The organism is Salmonella sp. A1325, assembly GCF_056991255.1.
Genome location: NZ_JAMLWO010000005.1, coordinates 65,538 through 90,762 on the forward strand (window position 1 = coordinate 65,538; position 25,225 = coordinate 90,762).

Annotated in this window: 28 protein-coding genes and 3 tRNA genes; 10 read left to right on the top strand and 21 right to left on the bottom strand. The window is 50.3% G+C overall.

What is annotated here, in order from left to right; all coding sequences use genetic code 11:
* Positions 1-200 precede the first annotated feature (200 nt).
* Positions 201-1,412 carry a tyrosine transporter TyrP gene (gene tyrP, locus NAZ64_RS11500; protein WP_079904279.1) on the top strand — a complete coding sequence of 404 codons (1,212 nt, stop codon included), beginning with the start codon at positions 201-203 and terminating at the stop codon, positions 1,410-1,412.
* Between the two features lie 74 nt (positions 1,413-1,486).
* Here the strand turns inward: tyrP and NAZ64_RS11505 are convergent, their stop codons facing one another.
* The 10 genes from NAZ64_RS11505 to uvrY form a co-directional block, all read right to left on the bottom strand.
* Positions 1,487-2,152 carry a YecA/YgfB family protein gene (locus NAZ64_RS11505; protein ID WP_000781521.1) on the bottom strand — a complete coding sequence of 222 codons (666 nt, stop codon included), beginning with the start codon at positions 2,150-2,152 and terminating at the stop codon, positions 1,487-1,489.
* A gap of 238 nt (positions 2,153-2,390) precedes the next feature.
* Entirely contained in the window at positions 2,391-2,717 is a 327-nt protein-coding gene (locus NAZ64_RS11510; RefSeq protein ID WP_000240837.1) for a glucose-6-phosphate dehydrogenase, read from the bottom strand.
* A 212-nt stretch (positions 2,718-2,929) separates the two neighbouring features.
* Positions 2,930-4,369: an SH3 domain-containing C40 family peptidase gene (locus NAZ64_RS11515; protein WP_220569824.1), complete on the bottom strand. Its 1,440-nt coding sequence runs from the start codon at positions 4,367-4,369 to the stop codon at positions 2,930-2,932.
* 213 nt (positions 4,370-4,582) lie between these two features.
* Positions 4,583-4,915, bottom strand: a complete 333-nt coding sequence (locus NAZ64_RS11520) for a hypothetical protein (RefSeq protein WP_220569823.1) — start codon at positions 4,913-4,915, stop codon at positions 4,583-4,585.
* A 248-nt stretch (positions 4,916-5,163) separates the two neighbouring features.
* Positions 5,164-5,250: transfer RNA gene (locus NAZ64_RS11525), tRNA-Leu, on the bottom strand.
* Positions 5,251-5,261: 11 nt separating this feature from the next.
* Positions 5,262-5,335, bottom strand: a tRNA-Cys gene (locus NAZ64_RS11530).
* 51 nt (positions 5,336-5,386) lie between these two features.
* A tRNA-Gly gene (locus NAZ64_RS11535) sits at positions 5,387-5,462 on the bottom strand.
* 151 nt (positions 5,463-5,613) lie between these two features.
* A complete protein-coding gene (gene pgsA / locus NAZ64_RS11540) occupies positions 5,614-6,162 on the bottom strand; it encodes a CDP-diacylglycerol--glycerol-3-phosphate 3-phosphatidyltransferase (protein ID WP_001160192.1) in 549 nt (182 codons plus the stop codon).
* A 56-nt stretch (positions 6,163-6,218) separates the two neighbouring features.
* A complete protein-coding gene (gene uvrC, locus NAZ64_RS11545; RefSeq protein ID WP_001289475.1) occupies positions 6,219-8,051 on the bottom strand; it encodes an excinuclease ABC subunit UvrC in 1,833 nt (610 codons plus the stop codon).
* A complete protein-coding gene (gene uvrY, locus NAZ64_RS11550; protein WP_000611323.1) occupies positions 8,048-8,704 on the bottom strand; it encodes a UvrY/SirA/GacA family response regulator transcription factor in 657 nt (218 codons plus the stop codon). Before uvrY ends, uvrC begins: the two co-directional genes overlap by 4 nt.
* A 311-nt stretch (positions 8,705-9,015) precedes the next feature.
* Between uvrY and NAZ64_RS11555 the strand changes: the two genes are divergently transcribed.
* Both NAZ64_RS11555 and NAZ64_RS11560 read left to right on the top strand, forming a co-directional pair.
* Positions 9,016-9,171: a hypothetical protein gene (locus NAZ64_RS11555; RefSeq protein WP_000546183.1), complete on the top strand. Its 156-nt coding sequence runs from the start codon at positions 9,016-9,018 to the stop codon at positions 9,169-9,171.
* A complete protein-coding gene (locus tag NAZ64_RS11560; RefSeq protein WP_000106483.1) occupies positions 9,168-9,392 on the top strand; it encodes a DUF2594 family protein in 225 nt (74 codons plus the stop codon). Before NAZ64_RS11555 ends, NAZ64_RS11560 begins: the two co-directional genes overlap by 4 nt.
* Positions 9,393-9,459: 67 nt before the next feature.
* Here NAZ64_RS11560 and sdiA read toward each other — a convergent pair whose 3' ends face one another.
* The 9 genes from sdiA to NAZ64_RS11605 form a co-directional block, all read right to left on the bottom strand.
* Positions 9,460-10,182, bottom strand: coding sequence for a quorum-sensing transcriptional regulator SdiA (gene sdiA / locus NAZ64_RS11565; RefSeq protein WP_001157169.1), 723 nt, complete (start codon positions 10,180-10,182; stop codon positions 9,460-9,462).
* A 231-nt stretch (positions 10,183-10,413) separates the two neighbouring features.
* A complete protein-coding gene (gene tcyN, locus NAZ64_RS11570; RefSeq protein ID WP_001273026.1) occupies positions 10,414-11,166 on the bottom strand; it encodes an L-cystine ABC transporter ATP-binding protein TcyN in 753 nt (250 codons plus the stop codon).
* On the bottom strand, positions 11,163-11,831 hold the full coding sequence (gene tcyL, locus NAZ64_RS11575; RefSeq protein ID WP_001158238.1) for a cystine ABC transporter permease: 669 nt from the start codon (positions 11,829-11,831) through the stop codon (positions 11,163-11,165). The genes tcyN and tcyL overlap by 4 nt, the downstream gene beginning before the upstream one ends.
* Positions 11,832-11,851: 20 nt before the next feature.
* Positions 11,852-12,838, bottom strand: coding sequence for a D-cysteine desulfhydrase (dcyD, locus tag NAZ64_RS11580; RefSeq protein WP_052929656.1), 987 nt, complete (start codon positions 12,836-12,838; stop codon positions 11,852-11,854).
* A gap of 153 nt (positions 12,839-12,991) precedes the next feature.
* Complete coding sequence (tcyJ, locus tag NAZ64_RS11585) at positions 12,992-13,792, bottom strand: cystine ABC transporter substrate-binding protein (protein ID WP_220569821.1); 801 nt, start codon at positions 13,790-13,792, stop codon at positions 12,992-12,994.
* 146 nt (positions 13,793-13,938) lie between these two features.
* A complete protein-coding gene (gene fliZ / locus NAZ64_RS11590; RefSeq protein ID WP_000218082.1) occupies positions 13,939-14,490 on the bottom strand; it encodes a flagella biosynthesis regulatory protein FliZ in 552 nt (183 codons plus the stop codon).
* A 58-nt stretch (positions 14,491-14,548) separates the two neighbouring features.
* Positions 14,549-15,268 carry an RNA polymerase sigma factor FliA gene (locus NAZ64_RS11595; RefSeq protein WP_001087453.1) on the bottom strand — a complete coding sequence of 240 codons (720 nt, stop codon included), beginning with the start codon at positions 15,266-15,268 and terminating at the stop codon, positions 14,549-14,551.
* 196 nt (positions 15,269-15,464) lie between these two features.
* A complete protein-coding gene (gene fliB / locus NAZ64_RS11600; RefSeq protein ID WP_220569820.1) occupies positions 15,465-16,670 on the bottom strand; it encodes a flagellin lysine-N-methylase in 1,206 nt (401 codons plus the stop codon).
* Positions 16,671-16,748: 78 nt separating this feature from the next.
* Positions 16,749-18,017, bottom strand: coding sequence for a FliC/FljB family flagellin (locus NAZ64_RS11605; protein ID WP_220569819.1), 1,269 nt, complete (start codon positions 18,015-18,017; stop codon positions 16,749-16,751).
* Positions 18,018-18,272: 255 nt separating this feature from the next.
* On the opposite strand from NAZ64_RS11605, the gene fliD reads away from it, so the two are divergent.
* The 4 genes from fliD to amyA all read left to right on the top strand — a co-directional run bounded on the left by fliD (position 18,273) and on the right by amyA (position 22,022).
* Positions 18,273-19,676, top strand: a complete 1,404-nt coding sequence (fliD, locus tag NAZ64_RS11610; protein ID WP_031605229.1) for a flagellar filament capping protein FliD — start codon at positions 18,273-18,275, stop codon at positions 19,674-19,676.
* A 14-nt stretch (positions 19,677-19,690) separates the two neighbouring features.
* Positions 19,691-20,098 (top strand): flagellar export chaperone FliS, encoded by a 408-nt coding sequence (fliS, locus tag NAZ64_RS11615; protein ID WP_000287764.1) that lies wholly within the window; start codon positions 19,691-19,693, stop codon positions 20,096-20,098.
* Positions 20,098-20,466, top strand: a complete 369-nt coding sequence (gene fliT / locus NAZ64_RS11620; RefSeq protein ID WP_000204899.1) for a flagella biosynthesis regulatory protein FliT — start codon at positions 20,098-20,100, stop codon at positions 20,464-20,466. Before fliS ends, fliT begins: the two co-directional genes overlap by 1 nt.
* Positions 20,467-20,537: 71 nt before the next feature.
* Complete coding sequence (gene amyA, locus NAZ64_RS11625; RefSeq protein WP_000795489.1) at positions 20,538-22,022, top strand: alpha-amylase; 1,485 nt, start codon at positions 20,538-20,540, stop codon at positions 22,020-22,022.
* A gap of 39 nt (positions 22,023-22,061) precedes the next feature.
* Here amyA and yedD read toward each other — a convergent pair whose 3' ends face one another.
* A complete protein-coding gene (yedD, locus tag NAZ64_RS11630) occupies positions 22,062-22,475 on the bottom strand; it encodes a lipoprotein YedD (protein WP_058110804.1) in 414 nt (137 codons plus the stop codon).
* Between the two features lie 185 nt (positions 22,476-22,660).
* Between yedD and yedE the strand changes: the two genes are divergently transcribed.
* The 3 genes from yedE to NAZ64_RS11645 all read left to right on the top strand — a co-directional run bounded on the left by yedE (position 22,661) and on the right by NAZ64_RS11645 (position 24,753).
* Positions 22,661-23,866, top strand: a complete 1,206-nt coding sequence (gene yedE, locus NAZ64_RS11635; protein ID WP_001519382.1) for a selenium metabolism membrane protein YedE/FdhT — start codon at positions 22,661-22,663, stop codon at positions 23,864-23,866.
* Positions 23,863-24,096 (top strand): sulfurtransferase-like selenium metabolism protein YedF, encoded by a 234-nt coding sequence (yedF, locus tag NAZ64_RS11640; protein ID WP_000790504.1) that lies wholly within the window; start codon positions 23,863-23,865, stop codon positions 24,094-24,096. Before yedE ends, yedF begins: the two co-directional genes overlap by 4 nt.
* Before the next feature lie 270 nt (positions 24,097-24,366).
* The gene (locus NAZ64_RS11645) at positions 24,367-24,753 is read left to right on the top strand and encodes a hypothetical protein (protein ID WP_001629111.1); all 387 of its coding nucleotides are present in this window, start codon (positions 24,367-24,369) and stop codon (positions 24,751-24,753) included.
* Positions 24,754-24,873: 120 nt separating this feature from the next.
* On the opposite strand, the gene fliE is transcribed toward NAZ64_RS11645, so the two are convergent.
* Entirely contained in the window at positions 24,874-25,188 is a 315-nt protein-coding gene (gene fliE / locus NAZ64_RS11650; protein WP_000719037.1) for a flagellar hook-basal body complex protein FliE, read from the bottom strand.
* Positions 25,189-25,225 lie beyond the last annotated feature (37 nt).

The following is a 25,225-nucleotide window of genomic DNA, read 5'->3' on the forward strand; positions in this document are numbered from 1 at the left end:
CTAATGTGTCCGTGTGCGAGCGACTTTGCGCTAGCGCAGGTTTGCGGCGGTTGTCCGCGTCTCTTCCCATATTCGCTTTTATGCCCGGAACTGTAAATTTTACAGTACACCCATTGTAACGACCATTTGACGAAAATAGCGTAATGCCTTACCCTGCGCCGCGGATATCACCGTTCTTTGTTACCGGGGTAGTAGAAAGCGTGAAAAACAGAACTCTGGGCAGTATTTTTATCGTGGCAGGCACCACTATCGGCGCCGGGATGCTGGCAATGCCGCTGGCAGCGGCTGGCGTTGGTTTCAGCGTCACGCTGGGATTGTTGATTGGCCTGTGGGCGCTGATGTGTTATACCGCGCTACTATTACTGGAGGTATATCAACACGTTCCGGCAGATACCGGGCTGGGCTCGTTGGCAAAACGCTATCTTGGACGTTACGGACAGTGGCTTACGGGATTCAGTATGATGTTCTTAATGTATGCGCTCACCGCCGCCTACATTTCCGGAGCCGGAGAATTACTGGCATCCAGTATTAATAACTGGCTTGGCGCCACGCTCTCGCCCGCTGCCGGGGTGCTGCTGTTCACCTTTGTTGCCGGTGGGGTGGTATGTGTGGGCACCTCGCTGGTCGACCTTTTTAACCGCTTCCTGTTTAGCGCAAAGATCATTTTTCTGGTCATCATGCTTGCGTTGCTCACGCCACATATTCATAAAGTAAATCTTCTTACGCTTCCTTTACAGCAGGGGCTGGCGTTATCCGCCATACCGGTCATTTTCACCTCGTTTGGTTTTCACGGAAGCGTACCGAGTATTGTGAGTTATATGAACGGCAATATTCGCCGGCTGCGTTGGGTCTTTATGACGGGTAGCGCCATTCCGCTAGTGGCCTATATTTTTTGGCAGCTCGCCACGTTGGGAAGTATCGACTCGCCGACATTCAGAGGGCTACTGGCCAGCCATGCCGGGTTAAATGGCCTGCTGCAGGCGCTCAGAGAAGTGGTCGCTTCGCCACATGTCGAACTGGCGGTCCACCTGTTCGCCGATCTGGCGCTGGCGACCTCTTTTCTGGGCGTAGCGCTAGGATTATTTGATTACCTGGCTGATCTATTCCAGCGCCGCAGTACGGTGTCCGGACGTCTGCAAACCGGGCTGATTACCTTTCTGCCGCCGCTGGCGTTTGCGCTTTTCTACCCACGTGGATTTGTGATGGCATTAGGCTATGCCGGCGTAGCGCTGGCAGTGCTGGCACTGCTCATCCCTGCCATGCTGGTCTGGCAATGCCGTAAACAGAGCCCTCAGGCGGGATATCGTGTGGCAGGCGGCACGCCAGCGCTGGCGCTGGTGTTTATCTGCGGCATTGTCGTGATTGGCGTCCAGTTTTCGATCGCACTGGGGTTCCTGCCCGATCCAAGTTAATGCCAGGCAAAGATTACCGGGCCCGGACGCCGTCCAGGCTCGATAATCATCACGCTATGGCCGTTTACGAGCCATTAATGCAGGCAGCACTGCTTAAATTTTTTGCCGCTCCCGCATGGACAAGGATCGTTACGCCCCACTTTCACCTCTGCTTTTATCGGCATCTGTAGCGGCGTCGTGTGCGGATGCGCCATCCACCAGGCATGCAGCTCAAGCGCCGCGATACGGATAGCATCAACGCTTTTATCGAACGCTTCCGGGCTCATTTTATCCAACAGCGCAAAGTTTTCTTCAGTGCCGTGTAAGGCAATCGCTTCCAGCGCCGGTTTTAGCGTATCCGGCAAGTCAGACCAGTCGGACAGCGACACTCCGCGCATGTAACCAAAGCACCATTCTTCAACAATCGTTAATTCATGGCCATCAACTTCTCGCAGGCCAAACAGCGGCTCGAACTGTTCTGGATAGTCTTCAAGCCGGGCGGCTGTGTCCGCCATGTGCTGGAACACCAGATCCATAAATCGCGTCATTTCTTTTTCAGATGTCCAGCGCGGTACGTACGCGGGTCCCCCCCATATCGCGACCAGCCACTGTTCCGGCTCGATGGGACGCGGAGAACTTAGTACCGCAGTAATCAGACCGTCCAGCTCCGCGACATCCAAAATGGCCTGATCGGTATTGTATTTCGTCAGCACATCATCCAGCCATTCCAGCTCGTTCTCGTTTAATGGTTCCATTTTCATAACGCTTTTCCTCAGTGATGACTTCCGCCTGTAGGCCTCTTACATTGCAGCGGATAGAAATAATTTTTTTGCAGGCAGTTTGGATGGCAACCATCAGGGGCCAGATTAACACGAAATGAGGAGGATTCCGGAAGTTAACGCACAAAAGGAGGATCAGGGCGCAGATTTTCCGCCAGGAAAGGCTCGCCCCACACAAAAGCGAGAGATGGGTTTCTCGCTATATTATACTCATGCTAACTTATACCACCGCCGCGGACAGATAAAACCGCCCTCTCAAATAGAGCTTATTTTCAGTAAAAAAGTGTTTAATGAGTTCGTCTACCGCTTCTCTGTCAGCAGAAAAGGTTATTTCCATAAACAGCGTATCGTACCCTATTTTGATATTTTTTTTCTTACAGTAAACACGGATCTCATCCTGCACACTCAGCAACGGCAGGCTAAATGTGTATAGCGGTTGCGGTTCTTTTTTCGCCGCTTTCTCAAAAACTTTAGTGACCAGATCCCCAAGATCGCGCTCTGACCGGGCACCGTTATTAAAATGCAATAAATTACGTCTTTTTACCACCCAGCCTCCAGCCAGATACCGCCAACAATAACTCTCACTTCAATGTGTGAGGCACATAATCACATCCAGAATCAGCTCCAGATAGTATTTCAAATAAACAGCCCGCACTATAGCGCATACTCTTTTCAGACACAGTTTACAGGGATACTCTCTTTATATCCACGCGCACGGTTGCCTCAATCATGTCTTCCGCAATAACACGGTTTGTCAACCTATTCTATATAACCAAGTTTAAACAGAACATTACCAGCCAGCGATATCAACTCAGGATTTTCAGGATAAAAACGCAGTAACGGCAAAAATACCGCCTCACCGATAATGCTCCGGCTATTAGCATGGTTTGGGCGCAATCCCCAGATATTCTGATAAGTCATCGGTACGACCTGCCCATTCATGGTTGTGTTACCGATATACAGCATAATATGCCCTGGAATATAGACCAGCGTAGTAAACGGTTTTCCGTATCTGGTGAGATAATCGATCCGCATTTGGGGATTTTTATGACTAAGATCGACCACCCGTCCAGCAGCCTCTACCTGCGCGGATGAATGTCTGGGCAGGAATATGCCAAACGGCATTAACAGGCTGCGGACTTCGGCTGAACAATCATTATAAAAGTTAAAATTTCCCCAACCGTAGGGGGCGCCGTGCATTGCTTTCATTAGCACGGCGATATTTTCCGGCGTCATTTTCCACGGCATAGCCGTAAACTCGTTACCGCTTAGCCAGACCCAATGGATAAACGCGCGACCGTTGCTGCCGCGAACTGGCGCCGCAATCAGGAACTGGCCCGCCCGTTGATGTCGGAACGGTAAAATAGTGCCCGGTCGCCCGGTGAAATAATAGACGCCTGCGGCATGGACAGAAACCGGCGCGTTGATAAATGCCCCCAGTTGCTTATGAGCAAGCAAAACCCACTGTGTTATAAATTTCTGATCCGTACTGGCAATATCTTCACTATGAACCCAGCCAGTTACCACTGGTGAAACGACATATTGCCAGCGTTGGTCTTTGCTCTTCGTCAGCGTATAGACCGGCGTACCGGGACGCAGCGAAGACATTTGTAAATTATCAAACGGATACCCCTCGCCCGCCTGACGGGGATCGTTAAAGAGCGGGTCGTCCGTTGGCAGCGCTCTGATCAAACTTTCCCTGACCATAATGCCTCGCCGGGAGGCATGATAGATATTGTCAATCTGCGTATCCGTATTCCCTCTAACCCCCTCTTTCCAGCGAGAGGTATAAAGTCTGAAGTTTTCCCCCCAATAAGCACTGCCGTCGCTAAGAAACTGCTTAATACTGGCATCCCGGGCCTGTGCTGCGTTTTTTTTCAGCAATGCGGTAATATAAAAACCATTCCACGGCGAGTGCGCTTCACTGTCCATTCCGAAATAATGAGATTTTAGTGCGTTAAAGTAGCGTTGTTGGGTAGCACTATCAATAACCGGAATAGTGTAATCAGCCGAGTCCGGAGGTATCCATTTATCAACTGACTGTGAATAATCCGCTAACGGAAAGCGTGTTTTGGTCGGGTCAATATAGCTCCCTGTGAGAATTTCATCTTTGGCTGTTGATCGGTTGGTCGTCTGGTGGCAAGCGGTGAGGCACAATGGTATCAATAAAACGGCCCAGGTTTTCTTTTGCATCATCATCTCCGTAAAGCGGGGAAAGCATAATATAGAGACTGACCAAAACCGCCATTCACGAAAACTCGAAATTATCTGTAGTTGACCTGTTATTAAGACAATATTGCAAAACGTGATTAAAGCATGAAGCGGATCACATTACCTTATGATGAATATTAGTTCGCTATCTACCTTTAATTAAATTGTGCAGAAAACACCCCTGAACAGTTATATACTCGTTTAATTTGCATAAATACTCCACTGGCCCGCCCCTGTTTTTTTCAGACAATACATACTGTAGCGCGTCAGTTCTACTTTTTTTATATACTCTGCAAAATCATTTTCATCGACGTAGCCAATAAAATTACGCGCATCACATGTCGAAGAGGAAAACTCGCCTGGAAGAGAGTAGGTTGCGATTGCACTCTCAGGCTCATACAAAATAAAAAAAAGTAAAAAAGCGCAACCTACAATCCCAATATTAATGAAGCTAATAAATAATTTTGCATTATCGGTATATTTCACTGGCAGACCTACTCTCTTTAATAAAGCAGGCATAAAACATATCAGCATTTTTTATAGAGATTAATGGATTTTATCGGCTGATTTACCCGACGTTTAGTATTTACCAGGCATAACTTCTTGCGGGTCGGTAGCACATAACTGCTGTACTGGCAGAAATGCCGCTACCGATGTTTTTACTGTGTATCGCGCTGGAAAGTTCACGCTCGCGGTCGGCATACAAACTGAAGGCACAAAAAAACCACCCGTAGGTGGTTTCACGACACTGCTTATTGCTTTGATTATTCTTGTCTTTCCCATGGTACCCGGAGCGGGACTTGAACCCGCACAGCGCGAACGCCGAGGGATTTTAAATCCCTTGTGTCTACCGATTCCACCATCCGGGCTCGGGAAAAATTGGAGGCGCGTTCCGGAGTCGAACCGGACTAGACGGATTTGCAATCCGCTACATAACCGCTTTGTTAACGCGCCAAATTTTTTTGCTTTTCAGCCAGCATCCGCTTTACGCCAATGCTTTTAAACTGGAGCGGGAAACGAGACTCGAACTCGCGACCCCGACCTTGGCAAGGTCGTGCTCTACCAACTGAGCTATTCCCGCAGTATCAAGCAACTTTGTTAATCACTTGATTTTGTTATCGTCTGGCAATCAGTGCTGCCGTTCGATGCGTTGCATTCTACTTACCTGACGCACTGAGTCAACGATATTTTTCGTCACTCACGATCGTTTGCTGAAATTTGCGGCGAAACGATCACTGATCAAGCAAATCTCCGCGTGCAGCGCTCAAATATTGCAACATGGACCACAACGTTAGCACCGCTGCGACAAAGAAAAGCGCGATCCCGGCATACTCTACCCAGATATTCGGGCGCCACAAGAGCCACGCCAGCGCCACCATCTGCGCGGTAGTTTTGACTTTACCGATCCAGGAGACCGCTACACTACTGCGTTTGCCCAGCTCCGCCATCCATTCACGCAGAGCAGAGATAATAATTTCGCGGGCGATCATCGTCGCCGCAGGTAACGTCACCCACCAGCTATGATAATGCTCGGTGACCAGCACCATGGCGATCGCCACCAGCACCTTGTCGGCGACGGGGTCGAGGAAAGCGCCGAAACGCGTACTCTGGTTCCAGCGTCGCGCCAGAAAGCCGTCAAACCAGTCGGTAATAGCGGCAATACAGAAAATCAGCGCGCTGACCATCGGCGCCCAGGCGAACGGCAAATAAAACACCACGACAAAGAATGGAATCAGGATGACGCGAAACAGCGTGAGCAACGTAGGGATATTAAATTGCATAGTGACGGGTAACTATCTGTTGTCAGTGAAATTACCCCTATGTTGCTACAGTGGCCTCAATGTTTCAACGACCAGAAGATCTTTTCTGCCAGACCTTGCGAAATACCCGGCACTTTTGCAATTTCTTCTACGCTGGCGTTACGTAGTCCTTGCAAACCGCCCATATATTTCAGCAGCATTTGGCGACGTTTAGGCCCAACGCCTTCAATAGTTTCCAGCGTACTGGTATTTTTAACCTTCGCGCGTTTTTTACGGTGCCCGCCGATCGCGTGATCGTGCGACTCATCGCGAATATGCTGAATAACATGCAGCGCCGGCGAGTCCGGCGGCAGGCTAAACCCCTCGCCTTCCGGTTCAAAAAAGAGTGTTTCCAGACCGGCCTTTCTGTCCGCGCCTTTGGCGACGCCAAGCAGCAAAGGACGATGCTTATCCCAGGGGACATCGAGCTCAGCGAAAACGGCTTTCGCCTGGGCGAGCTGCCCTTTTCCGCCGTCGATCAGAATAACGTCCGGAATCTTACTTTCTTCTATGGCCTTGCCATAACGCCGACGTAGCACCTGATTCATCGCCGCGTAGTCATCACCCGGCGTGATGCCCGCGATATTATAACGACGATACTCGGCGCGTAACGGCCCGTTAGCGTCAAATACCACACAGGATGCGACCGTTTGCTCCCCCATGGTATGGCTGATGTCAAAACACTCCATCCGCTTGATCGCAGGAAGTTTTAATACCGCCGCCAGCGCAGTCAAACGCTGCGTGATGGTGGACTGCTGCGAGAGTTTTGTAATTAAGGCCGTTGCCGCGTTGGTCCGCGCCAGCTTGAGATAACGGGCGCGATCGCCGCGCGGTTTTGTCTGGACATGAATACGCCGTCCGGCAAGCTCCGACAACGAGTCGGCGAGCAGCGTTTTATCGCTAAGATTAAAATCGAGCAGTATCTCGCCCGGTAGCGTACGCATCTGGCTACCCTGCAGGTAAAACTGCCCGACAAAGGTTTCCACCACTTCGCCCAGTTCCGTACCGCCAGGCACTTTTGGAAAATAGCTGCGGCTGCCCAGCACCTTACCCTGGCGAATAAACAGCACATGCACACAGGCCATACCCGCATCAAAAGCCACGCCGATCACGTCGAGATCGTCGCCTGCATTGGAGACAAACTGTCTCTCCGTGACCCGGCGTACCGCCTGAATCTGATCGCGAATACGCGCCGCCTCTTCAAATGCCAAATCCTGGCTGGCCTTTTCCATCCGGGCAATCAGCTGTGTTAAGACCTGGTCGTCCTTGCCGGACAAAAACAACCGGACATACTCCACCTGTTGTGTGTACTCCTCCTCGCTGACCAGTCCTGCAACGCAGGGGCCTAAGCAGCGGCCAATCTGGTATTGCAGGCAAGGACGCGAGCGGTTGCGATACACGCTGTTTTCGCACTGGCGGATAGGGAAAATTTTCTGTAACAGCGCCAGCGTTTCCCGCACGGCATAGCCGTTAGGAAATGGGCCGAAGTACTCGCCTTTCGCATGTTTAGCGCCACGGTGCATCGCCAGACGCGGATGGGTATCGCCGCTCAGAAAAATAAAAGGATAGGATTTATCATCACGCAACAACACGTTGTAACGCGGTTGATACAACTTGATGTAATTATGCTCAAGCAGCAGCGCTTCCGTTTCGGTATGCGTTACCGTGACATCAATGTGTTGAATTTGCGCAACTAGCGCTTCGGTTTTACGCGAAGCCAGGTTGCTGCGAAAGTAGCTGGAAAGACGCTTTTTCAGGTCTTTTGCTTTACCGACATAAATAACCGTACCGCCGGCGTCATACATACGATAGACACCGGGTTGGCTGGTAACGGTTTTCAAAAACGCCTTTGCGTCAAATATTTCACTCACTGGCTTGTTAACGTCTCCGCATTACACAGGCCATGGCGGATTGCCAGGTGAGTCAGCTCAACATCGCCATGAATGTTTAATTTACTGAACATACGATAGCGATAGCTGTTCACCGTTTTAGGACTGAGATTCAGCTGTTCTGAAATCTCATTGACCTTCTGACCCTTGGTGATCATCAGCATAATCTGCAACTCGCGTTCAGACAAACTGGCGAACGGCGTTTCCGTTTTTGCAGGCTCGATCTGACTGAGCGCCATCTGCTGAGCGATATCGGAGGCGATATAACGTTGTCCGGAATACACCGAACGAATAGCGCTCACCACCTCCTGAGGCGCAGCGCCTTTGCTGAGATAGCCAGCTGCGCCAGCCTGCATCACTTTGGCGGGCAACGGGTTCTCCGTATGGACGGTCAGCATGATCACTTTGATATCCGCTGTCGATCGGGCAATTTTACGCGTCGCCTCAAGGCCGCCAATACCGGGCATGTTCATATCCATCAGCACAACGTCAACGGCGTTAGTACGGCACCATTTTACCGCATCCTCTCCGCAGCACGCTTCACCGACAACTTTAATGCCCTTTATATCTTCAAGAATGCGTCGTATCCCTGCGCGCACCAGTTCGTGGTCATCAACAAGAAGAACGTTGATCAAAGGAATATCTCCAGAATAGGGATAACGCTACTGATAGTTAATCGTCCTTATATTAGCTGGTTTTATCTCAACTTTGAAACGTAAAAAAACACCGGGTATTCGATTTTGCTCTCGTTTTTGGAAATTATGTTGTACGTCATGTGGCAACTGCCAACGTTGTAGCCCCTTCTGGCGGCGCTGTCCCGGGCTGATATTTCATAATGGTGACAAAAATTTCACGTTCCGCTGTCTAAACACTAATTAGAGAATCAACTTTGTAACAATAATTAACGAGTGAAATACGCGTAATAAACAAAGAATGAAGAAAATATATGCATCACGCGGCAACGTTTATTTTGTGGGTAAACCTTCCCCTTTTTGATCAAAAAACAACCACTGCTATTTTTAGCGTAGCTTATGGTATACTCCGCCGCCTTAACATCTGCTATCGCACATTTTCACTGAAACATAACGAGGAAAATAAATGAGTACGCCTGATTTTTCCACCGCTGAGAATAATCAAGAACTGGCTACTGAAGTCAACTGCCTGAAAGCCATGTTAACGCTGATGCTGCAGGCGATGGGCCAGGCCGATGCAGGGCGCGTGATTCTTAAAATGGAAAAACAGATCGCGCAGATGGATGATGAAGCACAAGCGGCGGTATTTTCCAGTACGGTTAAGCAAATTAAACAGGCTTACCGCCAGTAGTAAAAAAACCGGCTGTTAGCATCGCTTTCAGCCGGTTTCGCGTCTGGCGCGAAGCATCGTCAGCACGTCATATCAGACCTGTCGCCGCAGCGTAGCAGGCAATCTGTGTTTTATTTGGCGCATTGAATTTCTTCTGCATGTTTTTCTGATGGAAGTTAACGGTATTTTCAGAAATCGACAGAATAATGGCGATCTCCGATGAGGTTTTCCCTTCCGCCGTCCACTTCAGAATCTCTTTCTCACGTTTACTGAAACGCATCTCAGGCGCCATCACCATGTCGTCTTCAAATCTTGTCAGCGCCGAAAGACTCTCCCGCGCCAGCAGTTGCAACCTCAGCTCCACTTCATCGTAGGTAAACGAGGAGCAGCGTAAACTGCTACGGGAGACAGATAAAAAGCCCAGCGCCCGGTTCGGCAACATCACACACTGGGTTACGCCTCTGCGTAATCCGAAACGCTGGGCGGCATCCCACATCGCCTGCGCTTCATGAAATAGCACGTCATCCCAATGTAAATGACCCTGCCTGAAATTTTCCGGCTTTAATACCGGATCGATCGCGAAATAGTTTTCGGACTGATAATGCGTTACCCACGCCGGAGGATAAGTGGTACGAAGCGATATTTTAGGCCGGGTAAAGGGAACGGGATGACGAACACACAGGGCATAATAATCAAATTCCAGCCGCTGTGTCTGATATTGCAATTCAGTATAAACATCCTCTGCTGCCGCCATCTCCTGAAAGCGTAACAACATTGCGCGTCGCCAGGTGAAGAAATCATTTTCCTGCATATTTTATGGTCACGCCTTTGATATTGATAATCATTATTATGAATGACTTAAATTAACACATAAATAGTGTTTATATATAAGAAATATCGGACGAAACGTAGAATACTTGAGCGGCATTACACTTTTTGGCTTCCGCCTGAGAGCGAGGTTAATAATCTGGCAGAATGGCTTCATAATTATTCATTGCGCTCGCCCAAGGCGCGGCTAATTCGGGCGAGCGTTGAAAAGGCATTATTTCACTAAAAATTTCTCAAGGAACTGGCGGGTACGCGGATGCTGAGGATCGGCGAACAAGGTTTTCGCCGGCCCCTGCTCGACGATTTGCCCCTGATCCATAAATATTGCCCGATCAGCCACGTCACGCGCAAAGCTCATTTCGTGAGTGACGATCACCATCGTGCGCTTTTCCTGCGCCAGCTGGCGAATCGTATTAAGCACCTCGCCGACTAATTCAGGATCAAGCGCCGACGTGGGCTCATCAAACAGAATCACTTCCGGGCGCATCGCCAGCGCGCGTGCAATCGCCACGCGCTGCTGTTGCCCGCCCGACAGGCGGCGCGGATAACGGGACTCTTTACCGGCCAACCCGACTTTGGCTAACAGTTCCCGCGCCAGCGCCGTCGCCTCGGCTTTCGGCTCTCCCTTTACAATCACCGGACCTTCAATGATATTTTCCAGCACGGTACGATGCGGGAACAGGTTAAAACTCTGAAAGACAAAGCCGACATGCTGGCGTAGCTGGCGAATCAACCCTTTTTGCTGGCTGAATGGGCGGGCGGTATCGATGATAATATCGCCCACTTTAATGGTGCCCGCTTCCGGTTGTTCCAGCAGGTTAATACAGCGTAATAACGTTGTCTTCCCTGAGCCGCTCGGGCCGATAATGGCGACGACTTCTCCGGGCTTCACCTCAAGGTCAATACCGTGCAGCACCGTTTGACCATGAAATTTTTTGACCAGGTTGGTAACTTCGATCGCACTCATTTTGGCTCTCTCTCCTGGCGGTTAAGCTGGTTTTCAAAATAGTTTTGCAGTGCCGATAAGACGGTCGCCATTACCCAGTAGATTAACGACGCGGCCAGATACATGGTAAACACCTCCAGCGTTCGCGAGGTAATTAACTGCGCCTGGCGGAACAACTCCGGCACCTGAATCGTCGCGGCGAGCGACGTATCTTTCACCAGGCTGATAAAGCTGTTGCTCAACGGCGGAAGCGCGACGCGAGCCGCCTGCGGCAAAATAGCGCGACGTAGCGTTTGCCACGGCGTCATGCCAATGCTCGCCGCCGCTTCCCATTGTCCCTTGTCGATAGCCGAGATCGCCGCGCGCAGCGTCTCGGACGTGTAAGCCGCGGTATTGAGCGATAAACCAATCATCGCCGCCGGGATAGGGTCCAGCTCAATACCAAATTGCGGCAGGCCGTAATAGATCATAAATAACTGGGCGATAAGCGGCGTACCGCGAAAAATCGAGATATAAAAGCGCGCCAGCCAGCGAACCGGCCATAGCGGAGACATCCGCATCAGCGCCAGCACAAATCCCAGCAGCAGACCAAAAAACATACCGCCAATACTCAGTTGCAGGGTAAAGACGGCGCCTTTAAGCAAATACGGCAGCGATTCAATAACCAGTTGGATACTTTCTTGCATTCGCGTTGATTACCTGGAGGTTATACATGAGGATGGTAGGCAAACAGCGCAGGCGCCCCACCGGTGTGAATAAAGAGAATCGGCCCGTCATCGTTAAAGCGTTTCTGGCTGATGCCGTCTATCAGACCCGCCATCGCTTTGCCGGTATATACCGGATCCAGCAGCACCCCCTCCAGGCTCGCCAGCAGTTTCACCGCCTCCATCCCCGCGTCATTTGGCACGCCGTAACCCGGGGCAAAATAGTCATCCCATAAATGAATATCCGCCGTCGCCATCAGCGCCAGCTGACCGGCAATAGCCTGCTGCAAGGCAATCACTTTGGGTTTCTGCTCGGCGACAGAACGTGAAACGGTCACGCCAATCAGTTCGACATCCGGCATCAGATGTTCCAGCCCGACAGCTAACCCGGCGTGCGTTCCGGCGCTGCCGGAGGCCACCACCACCGAAGAGAGCCCGACGACCTCTTCACACTGCTGGGCGATTTCCAGAGCGCTCTCTACGTATCCCATTGCGCCCAGCGCGCTGGAGCCGCCGACCGGAATCACATAGGGCCTGAACCCTTGCGCTTCAATGCGCGTCGCCAGCGTTTGCAACTGCGCATCCGGATCGGTCAGCGCATCGCACATCTCAATTTGCGTATTAAATAAATCCAGTAACAGGCGATTACCATTCGTCAGGTAATTTTCCGCGGTGGTACCGATTGGATTTTCCAGCAAAGCGACGCAATGCAGTCCCAATTTGGCCGCGACTGCCGCCGTCTGACGGACATGGTTTGACTGAATCGCCCCTGCGGTTATCAGCGTATCCGCCCCTTCTCGCAGCGCGTCGGCCACCAGAAACTCCAGCTTGCGCAGTTTATTGCCGCCCATTGCAATGGGCGTAACGTCATCGCGCTTAATGTAAATCTCACGGCCAAGATAATCAGACAATCGCGGCAGGTATTCGAGCGGGGTCGGCGCGCCGATAAGCTCCAGGCGAGGGAAGCGCGTTAAGTGATGTAGTGGCATTGAGCCTCCGGTAACGTTGTGGTGTGTTCTTTTTATTATGCACGTTGATCCAACGGAAATAAAAAAGGCGCCGATTCACGCGCCTCCGTCTGCTGACATAGTATGAGGTTGATATTGCCCGGCGGCGCTCTGCCTGCCGGGCAACGTAGAGCATTATTGGGTCACGTCAGCGCCAAACCATTTTTCAGAGAGGGCTTTTAAGGTGCCATCTTTTTGCATTTCCGCAATGGCGTTATCTACCGCCTTCAGCAAGTCTTCGTTGCCTTTACGTAACGCAACGCCGGACTCCTGACGCGAAAACGCATCACCGGTGACGGCCAGCGTACCTTTGGTTTTTTTCACCAGATCCAGCGCCGCCAGACGGTCGACTAAAATCGCGTCAATACGGCCTACGCGCAGATCCTGGTATTTTGTAGGATCATCGTCATAAGTACGGATATCCACACCCTGAACATGTTGACGTAGCCACTCTTCATAGTTAGTCCCCAGCCCAACGCCAACTTTTTTGCCCTGCAGATCGGCCGCCGTTTTGATCGTGTCTTCATTGCCTTTTTTCACCAGCGCCTGAACGCCGGAGACAGTGTAAGGCGTAGAGAAATCATATTTTTTCTTGCGGACGTCTGAAATCGTGACCTGGTTTATCACTACATCAATGCGTTTAGCGTCCAGCGACGCCAGTATTCCGTCCCATTTGGTCGGCTTCAGCGACGCTTTAACGCCCAGATGTTTTGCCAACGCCTCGGCGAAATCGACTTCAAAACCGGTTAATTTGCCGTCTTCGCCCTGAAAGCTAAACGGCGGATAGGTACCTTCCAGCCCTACCAGCAGCGTGCCGCGTTCTTTAACTTTGTTCAGCAAACCCTCATCGGCAAAGCTCTTCGCGCTCATTCCCGCCACCAGCGCTACAGCCATTACTCCCATCAGTGCCTGACGTCCCAGCAGTGCTAATTTCATAGTAACCCCGAATATTGCCGTTAATGACCATAGACTGTGTCCCGCCATGGCGCATCGTCACGTCTCGCGAACCTTTGGGGGACTCAGCCTAATGTAGAAGGTTTGCCACGTTTCACCAACACGACTCTGCTACATCTTATGCTTTTTTAATATATATCAGAACTGGCGGTAAAGGGGGATTTCTGTCTGGGCGCAATCTGCTGATGCGCTTTATATTGCTGGTATTTACGTAGTGCGATACGGTAATTATTGGTACTGGTTTGCGGCAACCATGGCGCCAGGCTTTCATCGAGAAAACCGTCCTGCAGCAGATCGTGGGAAATGTTTTGCTCGCTGAGGTAATTGCCAAGACGTCGTAAACGCACGACATATTCCCGCACCGTGCCATGGCTCATCTCGGTTTGTTCAAACAAATACTGCTTGAAACCGATAATATCGAAAAAATCACTCTGCTTTTTGCAGTGCAAATCGCCGCAAAAGCGACACAGCGCCACCCACTCCTTCTGCTCCCGCTGCCAGGCAGCGTCGTCAAGTAGCATATCCAGCTGTGAAATAGCGATTTTATTAACGATCTTGCCACGGCGAACCAGCGTAATGCGGTCGAGCAGTTTGTGACAATGCGCGCAATGCGTCTGGCTGTGTTTAAAGTCTTTAAGATAGCGGCTCAAAGGCCGCCTTTTAGGTTGCTGCACCGTCATGAGAACTCCTGGTAGTCTATACGTTGTGCGGCACTTTTCGGGTGCGACCATGCGCGACCTATAACTTACCCAGTTTGGTGCGTAATCGTTTGATGGCCTGACTATGCAACTGGCTGACCCGCGATTCGCCAACTTCCAGTACCGCGCCAATCTCTTTGAGATTGAGCTCTTCCTGGTAATACAGCGTTAACACCAGTTGCTCGCGTTCCGGCAGCGATTCAATCGCATCCATTACCCGCTGTCGCAGGTCGCCCTCCAGCAGTTGATGTAACGGATTTTCCTGTTGATGTTCTTCAGTCACCAGTTCGATGCTATCGCCATGCTCTTCCCGCCACTCATCGTAAGAGAAAAGTTGGCTGTTGTTGGTATCGAGCAACATCTGACGATACTCCGCAACAGGAATGCCAAGACGTTCCGCCACTTCGGTTTCCGTCGCATTACGCCCCAGTTCCTGCTCCAGTTGTCCCATCGCCTGCGCCACTTCGCGGGCATTACGCCGGACGCTACGCGGCACCCAATCGCGGCTGCGTAATTCATCCAGCATCGCCCCACGAATACGCTGCACTGCGTAAGTGGTAAATGCCGTTCCTTGCAAAGCGTCATATCGGTCGACCGCATTTAATAACCCGATGCCGCCCGCTTGTAGCAGATCGTCCAGTTCCACGCTCGCCGGCAATCGCACCTGCAGGCGCAATGCTTCGTGACGCACCAGCGGTACATAACGCTGCCACAGCGAGTGTTTATCCATTACACCTTCAGCGGTATACAGTGAATTCACGATAAACAGCCCTGCGTTAAATGAGTTATCGGCATGATTATCCGTTTCTACAGAGGGTTCTATCGAAGGAATAAGGCTATAAAAGAAGGGTTATTTCACTTATGTAACCTGTAGCGCCTTTTTAGCGGCTCAAAGAGCAGAATAAAATCAGCCAGATAGGATAAACGGGATGCGCAAAAGCCCACCCCGAACAAAACTATGTCAGAAGATGAATCATCGACAGATCGTCGCCAGTACGTACCGTTTCTATATGGCGATGAAAATTCTTCGCCACCTCGCTGTTATGCTGGCTGCGGGAGTGAAAACTATACACAATATTAGTAACGTCATCCCACTCAAGCCGCCCGCGCTCGTGCACGCTGGCTGCCGTTAATAGCTTAATAAAGGCATATTCCGCCACGATAATATACAGCGCGCGTAACGGGTCGACATTCGGCTGGTTGGGGAAATTACTTTCCCAAATTTTATAGAGAATTAAATTTCTGAAAGCCCAGTTCTTCTGCTGCTCATCCGCCTGTAAACAGCGCGCTAATGAGGACTCAATATCGCTAACCTTCTGCTCCATTGAAACGCCCTCTTCCGCCGTCAGCACCCGCAGAAGGCACTGGATGTAGTGATCGAGGACATAGCTTCCTCTGCTCGGTGGGAGCGTCCTGAAATAATCCTGCATCAACAGTACCAGGGATGTTTTGAATTTCTTATCCGGCGTAATATTAGCGAGTTCCTGAGTTAACGAACCGGACTGCAACTGGGAAACTAACGTGCCATACACTTGCTCAATCTCCCCTAATGCAGCGTCATCAATCCGGGGAAACTTCTGCACATACATTACAAACTTGATCAACGCGTATAATGCCGCATCCGGATTGCTGGCAGCATGGTTAATCAAAGTCAAGCAAAACAAGTTAAGTAGTTTTTGCTGTGGGGAGAATAGCGGCGCGGTATTGTACTTCTGCTGAATGATCGCCTTTTCATTCAGTGTTACCGCATCAGCATCGTTTAAAATATGCGCAGTCACTTCCGGGCAGGCAAGGCTTAGAGAATGTCGTACCTCGTTTTTATAAGTATGGAACACCCGCGGAAACGTAGTGCAGGTATAACTTAATGCTTTAGCTCCCAGTGTTTTTTGTACCCTGCACAGACGATCGTCATCCAGATAAGGGCAGCTTCCTGTCCCAGATGGTAATTTAATCTCCCCCCAGTTATTTGGGTCTTTCTTTAAAAGAATAATACTATTTTTGGCAATCTCTCTGATGGTTACATCCTTGCTGGTAAGGTACTTTTTGACCGTCGTCTTATCCAGCGTGATTTTCCAGCCCTTACAACAGTGGTCGCGACAGGCCGAGCCAGAACAGGAAAAGCGGGTGACAAAGGCAGGTTCAGTGACGGTGATTTCTTTCATTACACAGGCTCCGGAATTAAAAAAGGCAGCTTTCGCTGCCTTGATTGTGTACCACGTGTCGGTGAATCAATCGCCGGATTAACGTAGTAAAGAGAGGACGTTTTGCGGAACCTGGTTAGCCTGCGCCAGAACGGAAGTACCAGCCTGCTGCAGAATCTGCGCGCGAGACATGTTGGAGACTTCGGTCGCATAGTCGGAATCTTCGATACGGCTACGTGCAGAAGACAGGTTGTTGACGGTGTTGCCCAAGTTAGTGATAGCAGATTCAAAACGGTTCTGCACCGCCCCCAATTGGCTACGGAAAGCGTCAACGGTTTTAAGCGCATCATCGATTTTTGCCAGCGGATCAACGTTTGCAGCCAAGGCTACGGTAGTACCCTCTGTTGTTTTACCGTCCGCGGCAAACGTGACAGATTTGAAAGTTGCATTTCCGTCTTTATCTAAGGTTTGGATAGCATAGAGATCTTTACCCTTATCATCTTTATATTTCACTAAAGACTGATCGGCTTTTAGATCTGCTCCATCAAATTTCACTTCACGTGATAAGGTAGTTACTGCTGGCGGAGTCCCCGCAGTTGCAGTTACATCTTTATCCGAATCAAAACTAATTTTACCCGTTGTCATATCTACGGTAGCTGCATAGTATTTAGCCGTCGCAGTAACATCTTTGACAAAGTAATTACCTTTATCATCTTTTGTCAGAGATAATTTATCCGCAGCCGGACCACCAGTTGTTTTTGCGTTATCGAAATCAGCTGCCGCAATTTTTACATCACCAACTACCGAGGCTCCAGAGCTTACAGTGGTTGCGATTCCTTTAGTTACATCTAATTTATCTAAGCCCAGCTCGGTTTTATCGATTTTCTGAAGATCGATTGTGATAGTTTCGCCGTCATTCGCCCCAACCTGAATGGTCAGCTGCCCATCCTGGCTTAATACTTTTTTCCCGTTAAAATCGGTTTGTTCCGCGACACGGTTAATTTCGTTCAGGCGCTGATCGATTTCATCCTGGATGGATTTAAGATCGGAACCAGAGTTTGAGCCATTTGCTGCCTGGACAGACAGTTCGCGCACACGCTGCAGGTTGTTGTTGATTTCGTTCAACGCGCCTTCAGTGGTCTGCGCAATGGAAATACCGTCGTTCGCATTACGGGAAGCCTGAGACAGACCTTTAATGTTAGACGTGAAACGGTTAGCAATCGCCTGACCTGCCGCATCGTCTTTCGCGCTGTTGATACGCAGACCGGAAGACAGACGCTCGATAGCAGTACCCAGAGCGGACTGGGATTTGTTCAGGTTATTCTGGGTCAACAGCGACAGGCTGTTTGTATTAATGACTTGTGCCATGATCTTTTCCTTATCAATTACAACTTGATGTTATTGGGCTGTTGCCCACGGTTTCTCACCGTAACCCTTGTATCGGCACCTGAATTTCGAACTTTAGAAAATTTTTCACTTCCCCCAATTTTTTTCTTAGCCTGCGAAATAGCCGCTTTATACATCATTATTCCGCGCATTATTTTTGCAAAATTATCATTAAACTTTGCCTCCAGATTGCCGATAACGCGCTTAACTACTGTTTGCAATCAAAAGGAATCAGGCATGGCTTCATTTTCATCATTGGGCGTTGGCTCAGGCTTACCACTAGATACATTGCTGACAAACCTGACTATTGCTGAAAAAAAGCGCTTAAACCCGATCACTCAGCAACAAACCGATAATACTGCTCGCTTAACCGCATACGGTACGTTGAAAAGCGCCCTGGAAAAATTCCAGACAGCGAATAGCGCGTTAAACAAAGCTGAACTGTTCAGAAGCAGTAACGTCACTAGCAGCACTGAAGATCTGAAAGTATCCACTGAAGCAGGCGCCGCGCCCGGGATTTACACGATTAGCGTGTCGCAATTGGCTCAGGCTCAGTCATTAAGCACGACGACGAAAATAGCCTCAACGAAAGAAGCGTTGGGTGACGCCGCTGCCACACGTACCATTAAAATTGAACAGCCTGGCCGTAAAGAGCCGCTGGAGATTACGCTTAATAAAGATCAGACCTCGCTAGATGACATCAGCAAAGCGATTAACGATACAGATAGCGGCATTTCAGCCAGTATTGTTAAGGTTAAAGAGGGGGAATATCGCTTAGTTTTGACGGCTGCAGAGGGACTGGAAAATAAAATGACCGTCTCCGTGGAAGGAGATAGCAAACTAAACGATTTGCTGGCCTATGATAGCAATACTGGTACTGGCGAGATGGAAGAGTTAGTCAGCGCACAGAATGCAAAACTAACGATGAACGGTATTGATATAGAACGTCCGAGCAACAAAATTACCGATGCACCTCAGGGAGTTACGCTTGAGCTGACTAAAAAAGTTACCGACGTGCGGGTCACCGTTACCAAGAGTAATGAAAAAGCGACTGAAGCGATTAAAGGCTGGGTCGATGCCTATAATTCTCTTATTGATACATTCAATACGCTCACCAAATATAAAGAAGTAGACCCCGGCGCGGAAACTCAGGACAAGGACAATGGCGCGCTGATAGGCGATAGCGTAGTTCGTACAATTCAAACAGGAATTCGCGCTCAGTTTGCTAATGGCGGTAGTACTGGCGCATTTAAAACGCTTAATGAAATTGGTATTTCATCTGACGGTACGACTGGCAAACTAAAAATTGATGATACCAAGCTTAAAAAAGCGCTGGATGAAAATACCGCCTCTGTGCGCGAGTTATTAGTGGGCGATGGTAAAGAAACGGGCATCACCACCAAAATTGCCACCGAAGTGAAAAGTTATCTGGCGGATGACGGTATTATCGACAATGCTCAGGATAGCATTAACGCCACGCTGAAAAAACTGACCAAGCAATACCTGGCTGTTAGCGCCAGTATTGATGACACCGTTGCCCGTTACAAAGCACAGTTTTCGCAGCTGGATACCATGATGAATAAACTGAATAACACCAGTACTTATCTAAGTCAGCAGTTTACTGCTATGAACAAGTCCTGATAACAGAGGTCACCATGTACACCGCGAGCGGTATCAAAGCTTATGCGCAAGTCAGCGTGGAAAGCGCCGTGATGAGCGCCAGCCCGCATCAGTTGATTGAAATGTTGTTTGATGGCGCGAATAGCGCTCTGGTGCGCGCTCGCCTGTTTTTAGAACAAGGCGATGTTGTCGCGAAAGGTGAAGCGTTAAGCAAAGCCATCAATATTATCGATAACGGGCTGAAAGCCGGTCTCGATCAGGAAAAAGGCGGTGAGATTGCGACGAATCTTTCCGAGCTATACGACTATATGATTCGCCGTTTACTGCAGGCTAATTTGCGTAACGACGCTCAGGCCATCGAAGAAGTGGAAGGGTTACTCAGCAATATTGCAGAAGCCTGGAAACAGATTTCACCGAAAGCATCTTTCCAGGAGTCTCGTTAATGACCTCAACCGTGGAGTTTATCAACCGTTGGCAGCGTATTGCGCTGCTCAGTCAATCGCTGCTTGAACTTGCGCAGCGAGGTGAATGGGATCTCTTACTGCAACAAGAGGTCTCCTATCTGCAAAGTATTGAAACGGTGATGGAAAAGCAAACTCCACCGGGCATTACGCGAAGTATTCAGGATATGGTCGCCGGATACATCAAACAAACGCTGGATAATGAGCAGCTCCTGAAAGGGCTGCTGCAACAGCGACTGGATGAACTCAGTAGTTTGATCGGACAATCCACCCGCCAAAAATCACTCAACAACGCTTATGGGCGTCTTTCCGGTATGTTACTCGTGCCAGATGCGCCTGGCGCCTCATAATATTTTCCCGTCTCGTATGAAAATTCTTCCATACTCCAGAGGTCGGCTAAACGACTTCTGGAGCACGGAAGATGAAAAACCCCACGTTATTGCAGTACTTCCACTGGTATTATCCCGACGGCGGTAAACTCTGGTCTGAGCTGGCGGAACGTGCTGATGGGCTGAATGATATCGGTATCAATATGGTCTGGCTACCGCCCGCCTGTAAAGGCGCCTCCGGCGGCTATTCCGTAGGCTATGATACCTACGACCTGTTTGACCTCGGCGAATTTGACCAAAAAGGAACTATCGCGACAAAGTACGGCGATAAACGCCAGTTACTGACGGCGATAGACGCGCTCAAAAAAAATAATATTGCGGTGCTGCTCGACGTCGTCGTGAACCACAAAATGGGCGCAGACGAAAAAGAACGTATTCGCGTTCAGCGCGTGAATCAGGATGACCGCACGCAAATCGATGACAACATCATTGAATGCGAAGGCTGGACGCGCTACACCTTCCCTGCCCGCGCGGGCCAGTATTCCAACTTTATTTGGGACTATCACTGTTTCAGCGGCATTGATCACATCGAGAATCCCGACGAAGACGGCATTTTTAAGATCGTCAATGACTATACCGGCGATGGCTGGAACGATCAGGTTGATGATGAGATGGGTAATTTCGACTATCTGATGGGGGAAAATATCGATTTTCGCAATCACGCGGTTACGGAAGAGATTAAATATTGGGCTCGTTGGGTCATGGAACAAACCCACTGTGACGGCTTTCGCCTGGACGCGGTAAAACATATACCCGCCTGGTTTTATAAAGAATGGATTGAGCATGTACAGGCGGTTGCACCAAAACCGCTGTTTATTGTCGCAGAATACTGGTCGCATGAAGTAGATAAACTGCAAACGTACATCGATCAGGTCGACGGGAAAACCATGCTGTTCGACGCGCCGTTGCAGATGAAATTTCACGAAGCCTCGCGCCAGGGCGCGGAGTATGACATGCGCCACATTTTCACCGGCACGCTGGTAGAAGCCGACCCTTTTCATGCGGTGACGCTGGTCGCTAACCACGATACACAACCGTTACAGGCGCTGGAAGCGCCAGTAGAACCCTGGTTCAAACCATTAGCCTATGCGCTGATCCTGCTTCGTGAAAACGGCGTGCCGTCAGTGTTTTATCCCGATTTATACGGCGCCAGCTATGAGGATAGCGGCGAAAATGGCGAGACCTGTCGGGTCGACATGCCGGTGATTAACCAACTGGATCGGCTGATCCTTGCTCGTCAGCGTTTTGCGCACGGTATACAAACACTCTTTTTCGATCATCCTAACTGTATCGCCTTTAGTCGCAGCGGTACTGAAGAGAATCCAGGCTGTGTGGTTGTACTTTCCAATGGCGACGACGGTGAAAAAACCCTCCTGCTCGGCGACAATTACGCTAACAAGACCTGGCGTGATTTTCTGGGAAACCGCAGTGAGCATGTTGTAACTAATGATCAAGGCGAAGCGACGTTCTTCTGCAACGCAGGCAGCGTCAGCGTGTGGGTCATTGAGGACGTGTGATGAGCGTTCCCGGCGGCAGAGCGCTGCCGGGAAGCGAAATTACGGCAGCGGCGTCGGCAGCGGCGTTTTTTCTAACGCGGCGGCGCACTCCGGCGTCGGACGAGCGACCCGTTGCAGCGTCATGCCATCATATTCCAGGGTATTCCCGTCGCGCTCAATCTCATAGAGCTCACGCTTAACCGTAACATTGGTTAAGTCACCGGAGAGCATGGTCAGCTTGCCCGGCAGAGCAATAACGCGCTGCCACTGGCGGCAGTCCAGCGTATCGCCTTCTTTAGTCACTACCAGGCTGGCGATAGCTTCAGGGCTCACCAGCTTACGTTGCGGGCCTTTTGACTGCCAGTACCCTTCCAGACCGGCCGGCGCGGGCGTTTTCACCACATCATTATAGTTTTCCACCTCGGCGCATCCGGCCAGAACCAGCAATGCGCCAACGATCGCTACTTTTTTCATCATTCATCCTGCATCAGAAGAAAGAGGAATTGTGGCATTAAAGCTCTGACGCCGCCAGCCTTTCCAGGCGCTGGCCGCAATTTGATCCAGTCGGTATTACCGCTTATTAGGTGTAGGCAAATTCTGTGATCGGTGTAGTATGCGCACTTCTTGTTTCACACCTTCTGAGTTCAGAGGCTAAACACATGTCATGGCAACACTTCAAGCAAACCTGGTTAATTAAATTCTGGGCGCCGGCCCCTGCGGTGATCGCAGCCGGTATTCTCTCTACCTACTATTTTGGCATCACCGGCACGTTCTGGGCCGTGACGGGCGAATTTACCCGCTGGGGCGGGCAAATTTTGCAGCTTTTTGGCGTCCATGCCGAACAGTGGGGCTACTACAAGCTGATTCATCTGGAGGGTACGCCGCTGACGCGTATCGACGGCATGATGATCCTCGGCATGTTCGGCGGCTGTTTCGCCGCGGCGCTGTGGGCCAACAACGTAAAACTGCGTATGCCGCGCAGCCGAATCCGTATCGTACAGGCGGTGGTCGGAGGCATGATCGCTGGCTTCGGCGCGCGTCTGGCGATGGGGTGTAACCTGGCCGCCTTTTTTACCGGAATCCCGCAGTTCTCCCTACACGCGTGGTTCTTTGCGCTGGCGACCGCTATCGGTTCCTGGTTCGGCGCCCGCTTTACGTTGCTGCCGATATTTCGCATACCGGTGAAAATGCAAAAGGTCTCCGCGGCTTCGCCACTGACGCAGAAACCGGATCAGGCAAGACGGCGTTTCAGGCTCGGTATGCTGGTCTTTATCGGCATGATTGGCTGGGCGTTATTAACGGCAATGCATCAGCCGAAACTGGGGCTGGCGATGCTGTTCGGCGTCGGGTTTGGGCTGCTGATCGAGCGCGCGCAAATCTGCTTTACCTCGGCCTTTCGCGATCTGTGGATCTCCGGACGCGCCCATATGGCGAAAGCGATTATTTTCGGCATGGCGGTCAGCGCTATTGGTATTTTCAGCTACGTGCAGTTGGGCGTTGCACCTAAAATTATGTGGGCTGGCCCGAATGCGGTCATTGGCGGACTGCTGTTCGGTTTTGGCATCGTGCTGGCGGGCGGCTGCGAAACCGGCTGGATGTACCGCGCCGTAGAAGGCCAGGTGCATTACTGGTGGGTGGGCCTCGGCAATGTCATCGGTTCGACCATCCTGGCTTACTACTGGGATGATTTCGCGCCCGCGCTGGCGACCAGTTGGGATAAAGTTAACCTGCTGAATACCTTTGGTCCGCTGGGCGGTCTGCTGGTCACCTATCTGTTGTTATTTACCGCGCTGATGTTAATCATCGGCTGGGAAAAACGTTTTTTCCGCCGTGCGGGGCTGACGCCTGCTAAGGAATCTGTATGAAAAATATCGTCCCTGATTACCGTCTGGATATGGTTGGCGAACCTTGTCCGTACCCGGCGGTCGCCACTCTGGAAGCGATGCCGCAGTTAAAAAAAGGTGAGATCCTGGAGGTGGTGAGCGACTGCCCGCAATCCATTAATAATATTCCGCTGGATGCGCGCAATCACGGTTATACGGTGCTGGATATTCAGCAGGATGGCCCGACAATTCGTTATCTGATTCAAAAATAAGCGCATACTCCCGCTGTACGTTACGGCGGGAGACCTTTTACGGCGTAACCGGCAAAAATCTAAAACGCATAAAAGAAATCAGACAAGGTCGTCTTGTGCGCCGTGGCATAAATCTATTATATAACGTATACCGTTTTAATTTTGTCTGAGTCGATGAAAAACCCATGACTATTTTAAGCAAAACATAAAATAATTATTATTTTCCCTCTACGCATAAAAGACTATCAGGTATTAGGTATTTATATTTTTACTCACTGACATTATCAGGTGATGATTTATTTATGCACAGCAGAAGCCAAAAAAATGATAAAAATTATTTTCATCTCCATTATTGGAGTCGTCTGTCTTGCCGCTGCCCGTTACTCACCCGTCACAGTGGTCAATGCACATCCGAGCGCCATTGCCCGCTGTCTCGCTGATAATCTGTCCCCGTATGGGTATATACTGGATCTCCATGAAACAGATATTCCAGGTATTAGTAAAGAATTTACCGTGTATTATCGCAACGGCGCATATATTGCAGGAACATTCTGGATTGCAAACTCAATGACAATAGCATCAGAACGAATAGTAGGAATGAATGGCGTCAGTAAACAGGCGTACCCTATTTTTAATAAGTCCCTGCAACAATGTGCAACCCGCTTATCAATAAAATGAGCGCGCCTCGCAAAAAACAAGCCCACATAATCACGCACTGGTTGCATGGGCGTCGCGTCCCCCGCCGCTGACGTAGGTAAGCGCCCGGGAGTTTGCTGCGGATGTGTTGTCAGCTCTGGCTTAAACCTGCATGGACATGACTTCCTGATACGCGGCGACCAGCTTGTTGCGCACCTGAATCCCCATTTGCATGGAGACGGACGCTTTTTGCATATCGGCCATTACGTCATTAAGCGCAATGCCCGGCTCACCCAGAGTGAATTTTTCTGCCTGAACGCGCGCCGCCGTTTGTCTGTCGCTAATACGATCCAGCGCAGCATGTAGCTGGCCGGCAAAACTCACCGTCGACTGCGAGTGCGTGTCTTGCCCGCGCGCGGCCATCGCCGTCGCCTGTAACTGGCTAATAACCCCTTCAATCCCCTGTATTGCTGCCATGCTATTCCCCTGGATGATTTTTTACGCAGCAGAGATT

Coding starts and splice junctions, on each gene's coding strand:
- tcyL (WP_001158238.1), bottom strand. CDS start 11,831: ATGCAAGAAAGTATCCAACTGGTTATTGAATCGCTGCCGTATTTGCTT.
- amyA (WP_000795489.1), top strand. CDS start 20,538: ATGAAAAACCCCACGTTATTGCAGTACTTCCACTGGTATTATCCCGAC.
- pgsA (WP_001160192.1), bottom strand. CDS start 6,162: ATGCAATTTAATATCCCTACGTTGCTCACGCTGTTTCGCGTCATCCTG.
- NAZ64_RS11520 (WP_220569823.1), bottom strand. CDS start 4,915: ATGCTGATATGTTTTATGCCTGCTTTATTAAAGAGAGTAGGTCTGCCA.
- tcyN (WP_001273026.1), bottom strand. CDS start 11,166: ATGAGTGCGATCGAAGTTACCAACCTGGTCAAAAAATTTCATGGTCAA.
- sdiA (WP_001157169.1), bottom strand. CDS start 10,182: ATGCAGGAAAATGATTTCTTCACCTGGCGACGCGCAATGTTGTTACGC.
- NAZ64_RS11560 (WP_000106483.1), top strand. CDS start 9,168: ATGAGTACGCCTGATTTTTCCACCGCTGAGAATAATCAAGAACTGGCT.
- NAZ64_RS11645 (WP_001629111.1), top strand. CDS start 24,367: ATGATTTATTTATGCACAGCAGAAGCCAAAAAAATGATAAAAATTATT.
- NAZ64_RS11605 (WP_220569819.1), bottom strand. CDS start 18,017: ATGGCACAAGTCATTAATACAAACAGCCTGTCGCTGTTGACCCAGAAT.
- fliS (WP_000287764.1), top strand. CDS start 19,691: ATGTACACCGCGAGCGGTATCAAAGCTTATGCGCAAGTCAGCGTGGAA.
- fliZ (WP_000218082.1), bottom strand. CDS start 14,490: ATGACGGTGCAGCAACCTAAAAGGCGGCCTTTGAGCCGCTATCTTAAA.
- yedD (WP_058110804.1), bottom strand. CDS start 22,475: ATGAAAAAAGTAGCGATCGTTGGCGCATTGCTGGTTCTGGCCGGATGC.
- NAZ64_RS11555 (WP_000546183.1), top strand. CDS start 9,016: ATGCATCACGCGGCAACGTTTATTTTGTGGGTAAACCTTCCCCTTTTT.
- NAZ64_RS11505 (WP_000781521.1), bottom strand. CDS start 2,152: ATGAAAATGGAACCATTAAACGAGAACGAGCTGGAATGGCTGGATGAT.
- fliB (WP_220569820.1), bottom strand. CDS start 16,670: ATGAAAGAAATCACCGTCACTGAACCTGCCTTTGTCACCCGCTTTTCC.
- tcyJ (WP_220569821.1), bottom strand. CDS start 13,792: ATGAAATTAGCACTGCTGGGACGTCAGGCACTGATGGGAGTAATGGCT.
- yedE (WP_001519382.1), top strand. CDS start 22,661: ATGTCATGGCAACACTTCAAGCAAACCTGGTTAATTAAATTCTGGGCG.
- NAZ64_RS11515 (WP_220569824.1), bottom strand. CDS start 4,369: ATGATGATGCAAAAGAAAACCTGGGCCGTTTTATTGATACCATTGTGC.
- fliD (WP_031605229.1), top strand. CDS start 18,273: ATGGCTTCATTTTCATCATTGGGCGTTGGCTCAGGCTTACCACTAGAT.
- fliT (WP_000204899.1), top strand. CDS start 20,098: ATGACCTCAACCGTGGAGTTTATCAACCGTTGGCAGCGTATTGCGCTG.
- yedF (WP_000790504.1), top strand. CDS start 23,863: ATGAAAAATATCGTCCCTGATTACCGTCTGGATATGGTTGGCGAACCT.
- fliE (WP_000719037.1), bottom strand. CDS start 25,188: ATGGCAGCAATACAGGGGATTGAAGGGGTTATTAGCCAGTTACAGGCG.
- dcyD (WP_052929656.1), bottom strand. CDS start 12,838: ATGCCACTACATCACTTAACGCGCTTCCCTCGCCTGGAGCTTATCGGC.